The sequence below is a fragment of the Neorhizobium sp. P12A genome, assembly GCF_008365395.1.
In the GTDB taxonomy this organism is placed as follows: domain Bacteria; phylum Pseudomonadota; class Alphaproteobacteria; order Rhizobiales; family Rhizobiaceae; genus Rhizobium.
The window spans coordinates 710,825-727,311 of the sequence record NZ_QOVX01000001.1; the positions used below are offsets into that span (position 1 = coordinate 710,825).

The 16,487-nt window shown below is 60.4% G+C and carries 17 protein-coding genes; 5 read left to right on the top strand and 12 right to left on the bottom strand.

The features are described from left to right. Positions 1-95 precede the first annotated feature (95 nt). The 5 genes from DTW90_RS03400 to DTW90_RS03420 all read left to right on the top strand — a co-directional run bounded on the left by DTW90_RS03400 (position 96) and on the right by DTW90_RS03420 (position 7,429). Positions 96-710, top strand: a complete 615-nt coding sequence (locus tag DTW90_RS03400; RefSeq protein ID WP_132518712.1) for a TetR/AcrR family transcriptional regulator — start codon at positions 96-98, stop codon at positions 708-710. A 138-nt stretch (positions 711-848) separates the two neighbouring features. Next, positions 849-1,865: an iron ABC transporter substrate-binding protein gene (locus tag DTW90_RS03405; RefSeq protein WP_149336417.1), complete on the top strand. Its 1,017-nt coding sequence runs from the start codon at positions 849-851 to the stop codon at positions 1,863-1,865. A gap of 462 nt (positions 1,866-2,327) precedes the next feature. Next, positions 2,328-3,518: an efflux RND transporter periplasmic adaptor subunit gene (locus DTW90_RS03410; RefSeq protein WP_149336419.1), complete on the top strand. Its 1,191-nt coding sequence runs from the start codon at positions 2,328-2,330 to the stop codon at positions 3,516-3,518. Positions 3,519-3,534: 16 nt separating this feature from the next. Continuing rightward, positions 3,535-6,861 carry an efflux RND transporter permease subunit gene (locus DTW90_RS03415; RefSeq protein ID WP_132518706.1) on the top strand — a complete coding sequence of 1,109 codons (3,327 nt, stop codon included), beginning with the start codon at positions 3,535-3,537 and terminating at the stop codon, positions 6,859-6,861. Positions 6,862-7,030: 169 nt separating this feature from the next. Then, a complete protein-coding gene (locus DTW90_RS03420; protein ID WP_149336421.1) occupies positions 7,031-7,429 on the top strand; it encodes an HIT family protein in 399 nt (132 codons plus the stop codon). Positions 7,430-7,471: 42 nt separating this feature from the next. Here the strand turns inward: DTW90_RS03420 and ureG are convergent, their stop codons facing one another. The 12 genes from ureG to DTW90_RS03480 all read right to left on the bottom strand — a co-directional run bounded on the left by ureG (position 7,472) and on the right by DTW90_RS03480 (position 16,464). Continuing rightward, positions 7,472-8,083 carry an urease accessory protein UreG gene (gene ureG, locus DTW90_RS03425; protein ID WP_132518704.1) on the bottom strand — a complete coding sequence of 204 codons (612 nt, stop codon included), beginning with the start codon at positions 8,081-8,083 and terminating at the stop codon, positions 7,472-7,474. 109 nt (positions 8,084-8,192) lie between these two features. Then, the gene (locus DTW90_RS03430) at positions 8,193-8,864 is read right to left on the bottom strand and encodes an urease accessory protein UreF (RefSeq protein WP_149337024.1); all 672 of its coding nucleotides are present in this window, start codon (positions 8,862-8,864) and stop codon (positions 8,193-8,195) included. A gap of 7 nt (positions 8,865-8,871) precedes the next feature. Next, on the bottom strand, positions 8,872-9,369 hold the full coding sequence (gene ureE, locus DTW90_RS03435) for an urease accessory protein UreE (RefSeq protein ID WP_132518702.1): 498 nt from the start codon (positions 9,367-9,369) through the stop codon (positions 8,872-8,874). A gap of 86 nt (positions 9,370-9,455) precedes the next feature. Continuing rightward, on the bottom strand, positions 9,456-10,322 hold the full coding sequence (locus DTW90_RS03440) for a GGDEF domain-containing protein (RefSeq protein ID WP_149336423.1): 867 nt from the start codon (positions 10,320-10,322) through the stop codon (positions 9,456-9,458). A 372-nt stretch (positions 10,323-10,694) separates the two neighbouring features. Continuing rightward, positions 10,695-11,234 carry a peroxiredoxin gene (locus DTW90_RS03445; RefSeq protein ID WP_132518698.1) on the bottom strand — a complete coding sequence of 180 codons (540 nt, stop codon included), beginning with the start codon at positions 11,232-11,234 and terminating at the stop codon, positions 10,695-10,697. A gap of 168 nt (positions 11,235-11,402) precedes the next feature. Next, positions 11,403-12,167 (bottom strand): SprT family zinc-dependent metalloprotease, encoded by a 765-nt coding sequence (locus DTW90_RS03450; RefSeq protein WP_149336425.1) that lies wholly within the window; start codon positions 12,165-12,167, stop codon positions 11,403-11,405. Positions 12,168-12,178: 11 nt separating this feature from the next. Then, a complete protein-coding gene (gene ureC, locus DTW90_RS03455; RefSeq protein ID WP_132518694.1) occupies positions 12,179-13,891 on the bottom strand; it encodes an urease subunit alpha in 1,713 nt (570 codons plus the stop codon). Positions 13,892-13,899: 8 nt separating this feature from the next. Then, entirely contained in the window at positions 13,900-14,514 is a 615-nt protein-coding gene (locus DTW90_RS03460) for a Urease operon accessory protein (RefSeq protein ID WP_149337026.1), read from the bottom strand. A 28-nt stretch (positions 14,515-14,542) separates the two neighbouring features. Beyond that, a complete protein-coding gene (locus tag DTW90_RS03465) occupies positions 14,543-14,965 on the bottom strand; it encodes a lysozyme inhibitor LprI family protein (protein WP_188079868.1) in 423 nt (140 codons plus the stop codon). 32 nt (positions 14,966-14,997) lie between these two features. After that, complete coding sequence (locus DTW90_RS03470; protein ID WP_149336427.1) at positions 14,998-15,303, bottom strand: urease subunit beta; 306 nt, start codon at positions 15,301-15,303, stop codon at positions 14,998-15,000. Positions 15,304-15,317: 14 nt separating this feature from the next. Then, on the bottom strand, positions 15,318-15,620 hold the full coding sequence (locus tag DTW90_RS03475; RefSeq protein ID WP_028751899.1) for an urease subunit gamma: 303 nt from the start codon (positions 15,618-15,620) through the stop codon (positions 15,318-15,320). A 22-nt stretch (positions 15,621-15,642) separates the two neighbouring features. After that, positions 15,643-16,464, bottom strand: coding sequence for an urease accessory protein UreD (locus tag DTW90_RS03480; protein WP_149336429.1), 822 nt, complete (start codon positions 16,462-16,464; stop codon positions 15,643-15,645). Positions 16,465-16,487: the final 23 nt, after the last annotated feature.

Here is a 16,487-nt window from a genome sequence, read left to right on the forward strand (position 1 = left end):
TCTGTGGTAAGCCGCTCCGCACCGTGCTACATAAGAAACGGAACAACATTCCGTTTAAATACGGAACATTGTTCCGTTTATCAAGTGGGAATGTGATGGAAGACCAGTCCGACGAGCAGAATCATGCCCTGGAGTCGCCGCAGCCTGCGGAAAAGCGCGTCCGCGCCGATGCGCAACGCAACCTCGATGGGCTGTTGCAGGCTGCAATGAAGGTCTTTTCCACCTCGGGCGTCGATGCGCCGGTGCGCGAGATCGCCAAGGAAGCTGGCGTCGGCGTCGGCACGGTCTACCGGCATTTCCCGCAGCGCTCCGATCTCATCAAGGCCGTGTTTCGCCGCGAGATCGATGCCTGCGCCGATTCAGCTCCCCTGTTGGCTGGGGAATATGAGCCCGCCGAAGCGCTGGCGCGCTGGATGCAGCGCTATGTCGATTTCATTTCAGCCAAGCGCGGCCTCGCCGCCGCCCTGCATTCCGGCGACCCGGCCTATGAGGCCCTGCCCTCCTATTTCGACAAGCGGCTGCGCCCAGCACTCCAATCCCTGCTCGATGCGGCCGTGGCGGCCGGCGATGTCAGGGACGGCATCGATCCGAACGAATTGCTGCATGCCGTTCCAAGGCTCGCGGCGCCCGGACCCGACGGGAATATCGAAATGGGTCGGCGCATGGTCGCCCTCCTTGTGGACGGCCTGCGCTACGGAGCAAAGGGGTAATTTGCGCGCAGCGGGCGCCTCCCCTAACTCGCCCTCGGCGTTCACATTATCGTGATCCCAGGAATGCGAAATTAAGTTGATCTAAATAGTCATGTTTATTTAAAGCTCGCTCGTCGTTTAACGTGTGGGGCCTAATCAATGACATTCCTATCTTCAAAGCTGTGTACCCTTCTTGCCATCGGCACGGCGGCAATCGTCGCGACCGGACCGGCTTTCGCTGACGATTCTGCCGGGATCGTGGTCTACAACGCCCAGCATGAATCGCTCGGCAAGGCCTGGATCGACGGCTTCACCAAGGAGACCGGCATCAAGGTGACGATCCGCAACGGCGGCGACACCGAAATGGCCAACCAGATCATCCAGGAAGGCGAAAACTCGCCGGCCGACGTCTTCCTCACGGAGAACTCGCCGGCCATGACGCTCGTCGATTCCAAGGGCCTCTTCGCGCCGGTCGATACCGACACGCTCGCCCAGGTGCCGGAGACCTTCAAGTCGGCCGACGGCAAGTGGACCGGCGTTGCCGCCCGCTCGACCGTCTTTGCCTATGACAAGACCAAGCTCAAGGAAGCCGATCTCCCGAAGTCGATGCTCGATCTCGCCGACCCGAAATGGAAGGGCCGCTGGGCCGCATCCCCGACCGGCGCCGACTTCCAGGCGATCGTCAGCGCGCTTCTGGAACTGAAGGGCGAAGACGAGACGGCAAAGTGGCTGAAGGCGCTGAAGGAGAACGCGACCTTCTACAAGGGCAACAGCGTCGCCATGAAGGCCGTCAATGCCGGGCAGACCGAAGGCGCCGTCATCTACCACTACTACTGGTTCGGCGATCAGGCGAAGACTGGCGAGAACAGCAAGAACGTCGCGCTTCATTACTTCAAGAACCAGGACCCGGGCGCATTCGTCAGCATATCAGGCGGCGGCGTGCTCGCTTCCAGCAAGCATCAGAAGGAAGCCCAGGCCTTCCTCAAATACGTCACCGGCAAGGCCGGCCAGGCGATTCTGCGCGACGGCGATTCGTTTGAATATGCGGTTGGAACAGGCGATGCCTCCAACCCCAAGCTCATACCGCTGGCGGATCTACAGGCCCCGAAGGTCGAACCTTCCAAGCTGAACAGCGCCAAGGTGGCGGATCTCATGACCGCGGCCGGTATCCTCTGATTTGCTCGGTACGCTCATTAAAAATGTCGCGGCCGCCCGGGAGGCGGCCGTTTGCTTTTTGATGAACCTGCTCACGACTGACGGCATCCTGGATAGCCCCTGATCCGCAGACCACCCCGAAAATATTTTCGGCGTCTATGTCGGAAAAACGCCCCATCAAACGTCTATGTCACAGAGATGCCGAATGGCGATCAACGATAGGAATGGAACTCATCACGGTCGCGTGATTGATTTACCCAATTGGGCAAACTAAAATTATCACCGACGAGAAATCATTTTCTCGTGATCTTGTGAAAGTTGGAAGGGATTCCCACGTACAAGATCGACTTTAGGATGAGGAACCTGCAGGCCATGAAGGACGGATTTGTTCGTCCTCTGGAACTGCCCGAAAGCATGATCCACCCGGGTGGATCGGCCGCATGCATCTACTGCAAGACACTATCAAACAACCGGAACCGACGTATGGCTCGCACGCCGATTAACATCCTCAGCGCCTCCGCAATGCTGCTCGCACTCCTGGCCTCCACGGCGAGCTTTGCCGCGGAACCGGTCGTGACCGCTCCCAAGCAGAACCTGCCCGCCATCGTCGTGACGAAGGCTGAAACCCGCATGCTCACCGACAAGGTCGTTGCGACAGGCACGGTCAAGGCAGTGGAAGAGGTCTATATCCAGCCGCAGGTCGACGGCCTGTCGATCCGCACGCTGAACGCCGATGTCGGCGACCGCGTGAAGGCAGACAGCACGCTCGCGACACTTAACGACGACGCGCTTGTCCTGCAGAAGAGCCAGATGGAAGCGACGAATGCAAAGGGTGAGGCGACGCTTGCCCAGCTTCATGCCCAGCTCGTCGAAGCCCAGGCCAATGCGGCCGAAACCGAACAGCAGCGCGCCCGTGCGGTCGCAATGGGCGCCAAGGGCACCGTCTCGACCTCGCAGGTAGAACAGGCGAATGCGTCTGCTGCCGCCAACAATGCCCGCGTCGTCTCCGCCCAGCAGGCGATCATCGTCGCCGAGGCCGATCTCAAGGTGACGGCCACCCAGATCGCAGATATCGATCTCAAGCTCGCTCGAACAGGCGTGAAGACGCCGGTCTCGGGCACGGTCGCCTCACGCAACGCCCGCGTCGGCGCAATTGCCAATGGCAGCGGCGATCCGCTCTTCACCATCATCCGAGACAGCGACGTAGAATTGATCGCTGATGTCTCGGAGGTGGATATCGTGAAGATCGTTCCCGGGCAAAAGGCGACGATCGCCCTTTCGGGCAGCCGTGACAAGCTGACAGGCTCCGTCCGACTGGTCTCGCCGACAGTTGATGCGACGACGCGCCTCGGCGCGGTTCATATCTCCATCGATGACGATTCCAAGGCCCGCGCCGGCATGTATGGCAGCGCCGAGATCATCATTCGCGAAACTCAGGGCGTGGCATTGCCGCTGACCGCCGTCAACAGCGACGAGGATGGCTCCTCAGTCCGCAAGGTCCAGAACGGCGTCGTCAAGTTCGCCAATGTCGAGACCGGCATTCAGGACGGTGCCTATGTCCAGATCGTCAACGGCCTGAACGCCGGCGAGGAAGTTGTCGCCAAGGCCGGGGCCTATGTCCGCGACGGCGACCACATCACGCCGGTGCACGACATGCCCGCCGCCGCCAATTGAGCGAGAGAGCCGCACGATGAACTTCTCCGCCTGGTCCATCCGAAATCCGGTCGCCCCGCTTCTGGTCTTCTTCCTGCTTATGTTCGTCGGGATACAGGCCTTCTACAAGCTGCCGATCACGCGCTTTCCGAACATCGACGTTCCCGTGGTCAACATCACGGTGACGCAGAGCGGCGCCTCGCCTGCCGAGCTGGAAATGCAGGTGACCAAGGAGATCGAGGACGCGGTCGCCAGCATCAACGGCATCGACGAAATCCAGTCGACGGTAACGGATGGCCAGTCGCAGACTGTCGTGATCTTCCGTCTCGAAGTGCCGACCGAGCAGGCCGTGCAAGACACCAAGGACGCGATCGACCGTATTCGCGGCAACCTCCCCTCCACCATCGACGAGCCGATCGTTTCCAAGGTGGATGTCGAGGGTCAGGCCATCCAGAGCTTTGCCGTCTCCTCGCCCAACATGACGCTTGAGGAACTCTCCTGGTTCGTCGATGACACCGTCAAGCGCGCGCTGCAGGGACAGGCCGGTATCGGCCGCGTGGACCGCTACGGCGGCGCCGACCGCGAAGTCCGCATCGAGCTCGATCCGAACAAGCTGAACGCCTACGGAATTACCGCAGCAGGCGTTAGCCAGCAGCTCCGCGGCACCAATATCGATCTTGGTTCCGGCCGCGGCCAGGTGGCCGGCAGCGAGCAGGCGATCCGCGTGCTCGGCGATGCCCGCGATGTCGCGCAGCTTGCCAACACCACGATCGCGCTCACCAACGGCCGCTTCGTAAAGCTTTCCGATCTCGGTGTCATCAAGGACACCTACGAGGAGCCGAAGTCCTTCTCGCGCTTCAACGACACGCCGGTCGTCACCTTTGGCGTCTTCCGCGCCAAGGGCGCCAGCGAAGTGACTGTCGCAAAGACCGTCTCCGACACGCTGGATAAGGTGCGCGCCGAGAACCCGAACGTCACCATCGAGCTGATCGACGATTCCGTCTACTTCACCTACGGCAACTACGAAGCCGCGATCCATACGCTGATGGAAGGCGCGCTGCTCTCCGTCATCGTCGTCTTCCTGTTCCTCCGGAACTGGAGAGCGACGCTGATCTCGGCAGTCGCACTGCCGCTTTCGGCGATCCCGACTTTCTGGATCATGGACCTGATGGGCTTCTCGCTGAACCTCGTCAGCTTCCTGGCGCTGACCTTGGCGACCGGTATCCTCGTCGATGATGCCATCGTCGAAATCGAAAACATTGCTCGTCACATCAAGATGGGCAAGACGCCCTATCGCGCCGCGATCGAGGCAGCCGACGAGATCGGCCTCGCCGTTATCGCTACGACGTTCACGATCATCGCGGTCTTCGTGCCCGTGTCCTTCATGCCCGGCATTCCCGGCCAGTATTTCATCCAGTTCGGCCTGACCGTCGCCTTCTCCGTCTTCTTCTCGCTGATGGTGGCGCGCCTCATAACGCCGATGATGGCCGCCTACCTGATGCGCGGCGAGGACGGTGTCGACGATCACCACGACAATGATGGCTTCTTCATGCGCGGCTATACGCGCTTCGTGAAGGCAACCACCCGGCGCTGGTACATGCGTTACACCACGCTGATTGCCGCCTTCTTGTTCTCGATTGGCTCCGTCGTCGCCCTCGTCATGTTCGTGCCCGGCAGCTTCCTGCCGCCTGACGACGCCTCGCGCATCGTGCTGTCGGTCGAGCTGCCGCCCAACGCGCGGCTGGACGACACGTCTGCGGTGACCAACGTCGTTTACAACCGGGTCAAGGACATAGACGGCGTCGAAAGCGTCTTTGTGCTCGGCGGCGCTTCGCCGAAGGGCGATCTCGAATTGCGCCGCGCAACCGTGACGCTGGCGCTGAATAAGCTCGATCAGTCACTCGTCAAGAAGCTGGTTAACGACGTTCTGGGTAGCATCCCTGTCATCGGTCCGTATCTGCCGAAAGTCGCCGTCCATGGCCGCGTGAAGCCCCAATGGGCGATCGAGAAGGAAGTCTTCGCCAAGCTCCGCTCGATCCCCGACGTGCGCATCACCAAGCTGAACGACCGCGGCGACCGCGACCTCGCCTTCAACTTCCTGTCGCGCAACGACAAGGACCTGAACGAGGCGGTCGGCATTCTCGAAGCCAAACTCCGCGCCGACCCGCTGCTCGCCAATGTCAGCGCCGACGGCGCCCTGCCACGGCCGGAGTTGCAGATCTTCCCGCGCAAGGACGAGGCAGCCCGCCTCGGCATCACACCGCAGCAGATATCGGACACGATTCGCGTTGCGACGATCGGCGATATCGACGCCGCCCTGCCGAAGATTTCGCTCGATGACCGGCAAATCCCGATCCGCGTGCAGGCCGCCATCGGCATGCGCCGCGATCTTGCCGCCCTGCGTTCGCTGCGTATTCAAACCGCGTCGGGTGCGACAGTGCCGCTCGCCAGCGTCGCGGATATCGATTATTCGGAGGGCCTGAGCTCGATCAAGCGCAACAACCGCTTCCGCGTTGTTTCGATCGGCGCCGACCTGCCGCAGGGCGTGGCGCTGAATTCAGCGTCCAACCGCTTCCGCCAGATCGTCGCAGACGCCAAGATCCCGGCAACGGTGCACCTGGCCGAAAGCGGCGACACCAAGGTCCAGAACGAAATGCAGCAGAGCTTCGTCAATGCGATGTTGCTCGGCCTGTTGCTCGTGCTGACCGTGCTGGTCTTGCTCTTCAAGGACGTGATCCAGCCCTTCACCATCCTGCTGTCGCTGCCGCTTGCGATCGGCGGCGTGGCGCTGGCTCTGATCATCACGTCCAATCCGCTCTCCATGCCCGTCATGATCGGCATCCTGATGTTGATGGGCATCGTGACGAAGAACGCCATCCTGCTCGTCGATTTCGCAATCGAGATGAAGCATCAGGGCATGGGACGGCTCGAGGCCGTGGTCGAGGCCGGCCGCAAGCGCGCCCGCCCGATCATCATGACCTCGATCGCTATGTCTGCCGGCATGCTGCCGTCAGCGCTCGGCGTCGGCGAAGGCGGCTCCTTCCGCGCCCCGATGGCGATCGCGGTGATCGGCGGCATCATCGTCTCGACGGTGCTGAGCCTCGTCGTCGTTCCGTCCTTCTTCCTGATCATGGACGACCTGTCATGGCTGATGTCCAAGCTCTTTGGCCGTATGGTCGGCGGCAAGGATCCGGACGACGAGGTCGTGACCAAGGAAACGCTTGCCGCCTCAGTTGCCGCAAACAGCCAGGCGATTGCAGTGCTCCAGGACCGGATCAGTGCCGACGACAGCGGCGAGCAGCAACAGCGCGCCGCCGGCGGCAAGACCAACATCTTCAAGATGCCGCCGTTCAGGGCAGAGTGACGGCACTACGGTCATTCAACAGGAATGACCCGCCAACCTATCGGGACACCCCGCCGCAAACGCGGCCGGGGTGTTTCTGTTTTGACTGATTTCATGCCACTGAAGGTCCTGTCACATTCCACGACTAAAAGCGGAAAATCACCTCCCGCTCCTTGATGACGACCGTATCATGCCATCAGACACAGTTCCGAACTGCCGTTTCTGTCTCGCAAACGACCTGCTCGCCGATACGCCACTCGGCGAAAATCATGCGTTCTATATGCTCGGCAGCATCGATCCCGACTTGACGACGTCAGTCATGATCATCCCGCGCCAGCATTCGGAAACACCCTTCGACATGACCGCCGAGGAATGGCAGCAAATGCCCGAGATGCTTGCACTCGCGAAATCGCATCTCTCGCCCTTGAAGCCGGATGGCTTCACCATCGGCTGGAACGTCGGCGCCGTTGGGGGCCAGCATGTTTTCCATACACATCTGCATGTAATCGCCCGCTTCGCCAACGAGCCCAACGCCGGAAAGGGCATTCGCTTTATGCACCGCCAAGCGCCAGTCGGGCGGCCGGACTAACCGAAGCAATTTCGGTGCGTTCGTCTTCGAGCCGAACTGGCCTCAAAGCCCCCCATACTCCTTCAAGAAGCCGACGATCGTGCCGATGCCGTCGCCGCGCTTCATGTCCGAGAACACGAAAGGCCGCCCAGCCCGCCCCTTGGTCGCATCGCGATCCATGACGTCGAGATCAGCGCCGACGAAGGGGGCGAGGTCCTTCTTGTTGATGACGAGAAGGTCGGATTTGGTGATGCCCGGGCCGCCCTTGCGGGGGATTTCCTCGCCCTGGCAGACGGAAATGACGTAGATGGTGATGTCGGCGAGATCGGGCGAGAAGGTGGCCGCGAGATTGTCGCCGCCGGACTCGATGAACACGACGTCGAGGTCGGGGATGCGCTCGTTGAGGCCGGCAATGGCCTGCAGGTTGATCGTCGCATCCTCGCGAATGGCCGTATGCGGGCAGCCGCCGGTTTCCACGCCGACGATGCGGTCGGACGGCAACGCCTGCATGCGCACCAGCGCCTCTGCATCCTCTGTCGTATAGATGTCGTTCGTGACGACGGCGACTGAATAATCTTCCCGCATGGCCTTGCAGAGCTTTTCGGTCAGCGCCGTCTTACCCGAGCCGACAGGGCCGCCGATGCCGACGCGCAAGGGTCCGTTTCTGGATTTCATGATTTAAAACTCCGATAAAACGCTAGAATAGCGAACACTGTGCCGGGCGCACAGCGGCGAATGACGTATGGACTAACGCCCGATTCACCATCGCTGCGCGATGCTGAGATCACGACCGGAAAAGCCTCGTTGCCTGAGTTTCGTGCCGGACGCTGGCGATATCGGCCTGAACAGTGGCCGAACCGAGATCGTCGAGGCTGGAACGCGATGCGCGCCTGGCGATATCGCTGATATCCACCTCGAGCCTGGCGAGGATCGCCACCCCATCCTTCTGTCCCGCAACACCGAGACGAATGCCCGACGATACGGCCTGGGAAACCAGCGCGTGCAGGAAGGCGGCGAGCATCTTTTCGCAACCGATCCGGTGCCCGCCTGCCACTGCCCCGACTGCAACGGGGTAAGCCGTTTTTGGCGAAAGCAGCGAGAAGACAGGGTGTGGCCAGGCGGCGGCGACCGAAAGAAAAGCCTCGCCAAGCAGCATTGTCTCCTGATGCCGCTCCCGCGAACCGGCGAGCGCCTCAGCGAGTTCGGCAACGTCAGCCAATTGTGCGGCATCATCAAACGCCCTGTGGGCCTCAGCCGCGAGCACGGCGTCGTTCCACGCCGTGCCGTGTCTCAGCAGCGTCGATATCCACTCTCCGAGCCCGGCAGCATCGCCGACAAGCCCGTCGTGGACAGCCCTCTCCAGCCCGCCCGAATAAGCAAAGGACCCGACAGGAAAAGCCGGCGACAGCCAGGCCATCAATCGCAGCAGTGCCTGCAGGTCGCTGACTTCCGACAGCGTGGAATCAGTCGTGGGAATGGTGATGATCATGGTCGTGTCCATGATGGTCGTGGCCATGGGAATGGCCGCTATTGCCATGATAGGCGCCGCGCATCGGCTGGAACGCTTCGGTCACCTCGCGCACCGTGGCGCCGAGACCTTCCAGCATGGACCGCAGGACATGGTCGCGCGGAATGAGGATGCGGTCCTCGTCGATCTGCGAAGTCCAATGGCGATTGCCGAGATGCCAGGCGAGTTCGATCAGGTGCCTGGTGTCACGCGCCTTGATCTCGAACAGCTTTTCCTCTGCCGCAACAATCTCGATCAGTTCGCCGTCTTCGCGCACCAGAAGGTCGCCGCTTGCAAACAGCACCGGCTCCTTCAGGTCGAGCATCACCATCTCGCCATTCTCGAGATGCAGCAGTTTCCGCCGCAGATGGCGCAGGTCGTGCGACAGCACCACGCGATCGATGGGATGGGAGGATGGAGTGCCTGCCGGCAGATAGGAGGTGACGCGCTGCATGTTGATCTCGCTTCAAGCTTCTAAAAGACCATGCAAAATAGCGCCCTGCGCGACAAGAGCCAATGCCGTAATCGCCGGTAGTCGCCTTATATTCCGTGGCCATATTGCTGCCACTCATAGGCATTTGGCGAAATCTGTATCTCTGAAATGCTCTCCGGCGCCCGCGGATGCCAGCCATGCTGCAGGTTCTCGCTTTCGTGGACCATGCGATTACGACCCAGCGCCTTGGCAAGATAAAGCGCCTTGTCTGCCGCCGCATAAACGGCCTCCTTCTTGCGTCCGCTCCAGATATCCGCGATGCCGGCCGATATGGTGATCCGTGCATCTCCGCCTTCGACCGGGATCATCTCCCGCGAGATCATCGCTCTTGCCTTTTCGATATCTTCGATGCGCTCGCTAAGAGTGCCACCTCGCAGGATGGCGCCGAATTCCTCGCCTCCGAGGCGCGCTACAACGCTGCAGCCATTGAAAACGCTGGCGAATATTCTCGAGACGGCAACGATGACGGCATCGCCGGATGCATGTCCATAGCGGTCGTTGATCGCCTTGAACCGATCGACGTCGAAAATGGCCAATGAGGCGTCCTCTTCAACGCATTCCAGCGCCTCGGTAAATGCGCGTCGATTGAGAAGGCCGGACAGCGTGTCGGTCCTGCTCAGCCGCTCAAACTCTACACGGGAGACGGAGAGCTCGTGAATAGCGACACCGGCAAACATGGCAAGCACGCCGGAAACGCCGCCGCCTATGAGCCAGGATAGAACAACCCCGAACTGAATTGCGGGCAGGAGCGGAAGCGGAAGCACACCGAAGAACTGCATCAACGGAAGCGCAACGGCGATAACAATCGACGAGAGAATCACCGAAGAAAAACTCATCTTAATGGCGAAAACAAAAATGGTCGCCCGTCGATGAAAGTTACCAAATTCGGCCTGGAGCGAAATCCACTTTTTCATGCTCTGGCCCCTCACGCTCCAGAATCCAATGCGTTCAGATAGAGGCCAAGACTCTTCCAAGTGCTTAACAGCGCAGTTAAAATGCAACTATTCTATGATATGTGACTGGTGAGAAATAAGCGAACTACACGTATAGGAAGCGCTCAAAAATGGCACGTGCCAGGTTGGGATAGCCAAGCCTATGATAATATTTACTTTAACATCGCAGATCACAAATTAGCGATTAAATTGTGTTTCATGGCGACGCGACGACACACATAGTTGTATTTTAGCATCGTCTTTTAAATTTCAATTTTGGTCCCCTGGCCACCAATGAAAAAGGCCCTCGAAAGGGCCTCCATCAATGATTCGTTAAAGAGAACCGAGCTTCGCTCAGGCAGCAGCCTTCAGAGACTTCAGGCTCTCAAGGATGTTCTGCGGGGCAGAAACGCCGTACGGATCGGTTTCCGAATTGTCGGCATAGCCTTCTTCTTCAAACCAGTGCTCTACGACGCCGTTATCGATCACGGCGGCATAACGCCAGGAGCGCATGCCAAAGCCGAGATTATCCTTGGCAACGAGCATACCCATCTTGCGCGTAAATTCGCCCGAGCCGTCGGGGATGAGCTTGACGTTCTCGAGATTCTGCGACTTGCCCCAGGCATTCATGACGAAGGCGTCGTTGACGGAAATGCAGTAGATCTCGTCGACGCCCTCGGCCTTGAAATCCTCATGGAGCTTTTCGAAGTCGGGCAGCTGGTAGGTCGAGCATGTCGGGGTAAAGGCCCCCGGCAGCGAGAACAATACAACGCGCTTGCCGCCGAAATAATCCTCGGACGAAACGTCCTGCCAGCGGAACGGATTGGGGCCGCCAACGGCTTCGTCACGAACGCGGGTGCGGAAGGTAACGGCGGGAACCTTTTTGCCGATCATCGAAATCTCCTTGGTCGAGGGGTGGGGTCGCGGCAAGTCTTGGGAAAATCCGCGACCCCTATTTTGTGGCCCCTCACTAACGGAGACTTTGCCGCGCCGCAGCATAAAATGCGCTAATATATTGCAGCGCATGACAGCTATTCCGTGAGCGCATGGATTGGGGCGGCGCTAAGCTCGCAGACCCGCCAATTTATCCGGATTCCGCTCAAGGTAGGCGTAATTTTTTCGGAAATTGAGATAGAGGCCGTCGCTGCTATACTTCTTGATCGGCGCGACATCTTCGCCGGTCAGGATGGCACGTACGGCGAGAGCAAAACCCCACTCGTTTTGCGTCAGGTATCCAGCCCGTCTTGTCGACCAACCCTGACTGCCGGTGGCGTCGTCACGAAACTGAGAAAATTCGAAGGAACCATTCCCTCCAAATATTCCGAACCCGAAGAAGACTGTCGCAAGATCTGTTGCGAACTCTTCGTTTTCAGCCCAGTCTGCCGGCCGTTCCGGGATCGAAAAGAGGATGGCGTGGCAAAGCTCATGCGCCAGTGTCGCGATCAGGCGTTCCAAATCCTTGGCGGCCACCGGATCGTAGGTAATCACATGGGCGTTCTCGTGGCTGCTATAGGTACCCAATGGCTCATGTGGCGCATTTTGGACGACAGCCAGGGGGCCAAGATGCGGATTAATCGCGGCCTGCTGGGGAAGCAGCTCAAAAGCGCCACTATCAAGCCCCAGCAATCCGCAAAGCTGCGAGAACACAAAGGCGACATGCGCGTGCCCGGAGAGGCCCGAACGCGGAAAATCGACCTGTCGCGGATAGTGAGATGGCAGCCGCTTCAGCCTCTCAAGTCCACCCAGATTGTCGAATAGCCATTCCCAGGCAGAGATCTGCCACTCTTCATCGTGGAAGCTGATCGTCGGCTTCGCTTTCCAGAACATCTATGCCCCTGCTAGAACAGGAAATAACGCTGCGCCATGGGTAGCACGGTTGCGGGCTCGCAGGTCAAGAGCTCGCCATCGGCGCGCACTTCGTAAGTCTCCGGATCGACCTCGATATGTGGCGTCAGGCTGTTCATCACCATGGAGGCCTTGGAGATGCCGCCGCGCGTGTTCCTGACGGCGAGGAGATCCTTGGCGACGCCGAGCTTGCCCTTGAGGCCTGCATCGAGCGAGGCCTGGCTGACGAAGGTGACGGAGGAATTCGTGAGGCTCTTGCCGTAGGACGCAAACATCGGGCGGTAGTGGACCGGTTGCGGCGTCGGGATCGAGGCGTTCGGGTCCCCCATGGGGGCGGCTGCGATCGAGCCGCCGAGCAGGATCATGTCCGGCTTCACACCGAAAAAAGCCGGGTTCCAGATCACGAGGTCGGCGCGCTTGCCGACTTCGACCGAGCCGATCTCATGGCTGAGGCCATGGGCGATCGCCGGATTGATCGTGTATTTGGCGATGTAGCGCTTGACACGGAAATTGTCGTTCTCGCCCTTTTCTTCCTTCATCCGGCCGCGCTGGCGTTTCATCTTGTCTGCCGTCTGCCAGGTGCGGATCGCCACTTCGCCGACCCGACCCATGGCCTGGCTATCGGACGAGATGATCGAGAAGGCGCCGATGTCGTGGAGGATGTCTTCCGCGGCGATCGTCTCCTTGCGGATGCGGCTTTCGGCAAAGGCGATATCTTCCGGGATCGACGGCGACAGGTGATGGCAGACCATCAGCATGTCCAGGTGCTCGGCGATCGTGTTGACCGTATAGGGCCGCGTCGGATTGGTGGACGAGGGAATGACGTTCGCTTGGCCGCAGATCTTGATGATGTCAGGCGCGTGCCCGCCGCCCGCACCTTCGGTGTGAAAAGCGTGGATGGTGCGACCCTTGATCGCGCCGATCGTGTCCTCGACGAAGCCGCTTTCGTTCAGCGTATCGGTATGGATCATCACCTGCACGTCGTATTGGTCGGCAACCGTCAAGCAGCAATCGATCGCAGCCGGCGTCGTACCCCAGTCCTCATGCAGTTTCAGCGAAGTTGCGCCGGCAAGCACCATCTCCTCCAGCGCGCCGGGCAGCGAGGCATTGCCCTTGCCCGCAAAGGCAAGGTTCATCGGGAATGCGTCGGCCGCCTCGATCATCCGGGCAATGTGCCAGGGGCCGGGCGTGCAGGTGGTCGCAAGCGTCCCGTGCGCCGGGCCGGTGCCGCCGCCGAGCATGCAGGTAATGCCCGACATCAGCGCTTCCTCGATCTGCTGTGGCGCGATGAAGTGGATATGGCTGTCCATGCCGCCGGCAGTGACGATCTTGCCCTCGCCTGCGATCGCTTCGGTGCCCGGGCCGACAATGATGTTGACGCCAGGCTGCATGTCAGGATTGCCCGCCTTGCCGATAGCCACGATCCGCCCGTCCTTCAGCCCGATATCGGCTTTCACGATCCCCCAGGTATCGACGATCAACGCATTGGTGATGACGGTGTCGACCGCGCCGTTCGCCCGCGTCACCTGGCTCTGCCCCATGCCGTCGCGGATGACCTTGCCGCCGCCGAATTTCACTTCTTCGCCATAGGTCGTGAAATCCTTTTCCACCTCGATGAAGAGTTCGGTATCGGCGAGACGAACCTTGTCTCCGACGGTCGGGCCGAACATGTTGGCATAGGCGGCACGGGAGATCTTGTAGGGCATCGTCTGTTCTACCTCTGGGGTTCGGAAAAATTGGGGTCCAGGCGCCGGAGCCGCCCGGCCGATATCATTGCTTCGACCAGCTTCTTTTCTGCGGAAAAGGGATGCCACTCCCAGCCGACATGCCCGAAGCCCGCAATCGCCACATCGGCGTCGGGATAGCGGGCAAGCGCCTCGGCGATGACAACCATGCCGCTGCTGGGCACGACGTAAGGGCCTGGCTGATAAGCCTCGAGTGCCTCGTCGACACCTTCGTGGATGGTGCGATCGATGATCACATGCCGTTTGCCGGTCTCCCGCGCGAAGGCCTCGAAGCCATCCGTATAATCGTCGCAGAAATCATCGAGTTCCGGATGGGAGACGGCAAGCGGCGCCCGCATCTCCGCGAATTTCGCTGGATCACGCACGCTCCAGATTTCCGAGGCGGACTTGACGGCGAAATGATTGCGCCAGTCCGGCGAGGCCAGCATCGCCTTTCCCGGCCTGCCGGTATTGCAGACCGCAACGACATCGGTGCGGCATCGAATATCGGTCGCCGAACGGCAATCGTTGAAGCGTACGACGAGGTCGGCAGCATCGATCGTTTTTGCCGCCGCCTCGGAAACCTCGCCGTTGCCGACGATCATGATGATCTGCCTGACACTCACTGTCGTACTAGTTCCCAAGCCCATCGGCCAATTGCTTCAGCTGTTTCGTCCGCTCACGCGTCACCGAGGCGAGGCAGGCCGAAACCAACATCGGTTCCATCGTTCCGCCCCGCGCCTCGAAACCCTCGGCCTCGCATTCGCCGTCGCGATAATCGACCCATGCGCGCTGTGCCTTGAGGAGCGCTTTTTCCGCTCCCTTCAGATCGTCATCCAGGTCCGCATCCCAGGAAACCATCGTGGCGCGGGTCTCCTTGTACTGCACGTTCAGCTCGGCATCCGCCGCCTTGTAGTCGCGATCCGCGCAAATGTTCATGTCCGTCTGCGTGACCGCATTCTTGCAATCGACCTGCGCATCGTCTTCGGCATGCGCCATGCCTGCAAAACACAGCATGCCGATCCCCGCACATGCTCCCAACCATGAAAATTTCATTCCGCCCTCCCGGCTGCATTTGTCGAGGCAGCCTAGAGCTTGCCCATGACTTTCTGGCGAAAGCCATAAACCTCACGCTTGCCGGAAAGCGGAATGAGCGTCACCGAGCGGGTCTGCCCGGGCTCGAAACGCACCGCTGTTCCGGCGGGAATATCAAGACGCATGCCCTGTGCCTTGGCGCGATCGAACGAAAGGCCGCCATTGGTTTCCGCGAAATGATAGTGGCTGCCGACCTGAACAGGCCGGTCGCCGGTATTGGACACCTCGATCGACACGGTCGGCGCGTCTGCATTGAGCTCGATATCGCCGCTTGCGGCAATAATTTCACCTGGGATCATGTCTATTCCTAACCTTACCGGATCGGCTCGTGCACGGTGACGAGCTTGGTTCCATCAGGGAACGTCGCCTCGACCTGCACGTCGTGAATCATTTCGGCAATGCCTTCCATCACCTGGTCTCGGCTGATGACGTGGGCGCCGGCTTCCATCAGCTCGGCAACCGGGCGGCCGTCCCGCGCGCCCTCGACGACGAAGTCGGTGATCAATGCGATTGCTTCCGGATGGTTCAGCTTGACGCCCCGTTCCAAGCGTCGCCGTGCCACCATTGCCGCCATGGAAATCAACAGCTTGTCTTTTTCTCTCGGAGTGAGGTTCATCGTCTACCTATGTGCTTCGAATTTACAGATTCCAGACTTTCGGCACCGGCCCGCCGTTACGCAAGGCGGAAATGACCGGGATCAGAATTTTTCTGAGCGCGAAGCCATCGGCAGCGGCAAGCCGCACCACCAGCTTGTCGCGCCACTGGCTGGCACCGCCCATATGCCCTTCAAGCAGCGGCCGCACCTTCGCTAGGTAGGCTTCGGCGGATGCACCCGCGTAGAGCAAGGTCGCGAAGGCGACCTGACCGCTGAGCACGGCGTGAGTAGCGGCAAGGTCGGCGACAGCGCCCTCCAGCCGGAGCTCTTCCGCGTGAATGAGCTTGCCGGAGCGGCGGATGCGCCAGCGGTCACGAAACAGGCCCGTCACCATCGCCTCCCCCATCATCTTGCGCCCCAGCAGGACCGCCTCGACGCCAAGGAATTCGGCGCCTTCGGCGAGATCGACGTCGAGCCTGCGGAAAAGCGATGCCCGATCGAAGAGGATCGTTTCCTGCGGCAGCCAGTCGACGCGCGCTCCGGCCCCAACCTTGATCGACGTGGAGACTTCGGCGGTCCCTGCCGAAGCCTTGTAGATCTTCTCGCAAGCCTGCGTCGTCACGTCGATGCGCGTGCCTGGCGCTGCGACCACGCTCCAGTTCATGCGGTCACCGCCGGTGAGACCTCCCGCGGTATTGATGATGACCGCTTCCATGGAATGGTCGAACGTGTCGGGCAGCCGGATCTTCGCTGCACCTTCCTGAAAAAGCTCGGCAAGGCGCGTGCGACCATTCAATGCCTTTGCGGCGAGATGTCCGTATCCCTCGGCTCTCTGCGGTCTGGTGCTCACCGCTGCTGCGGTCATCTGCTCTTCCGATCCTGGCATGT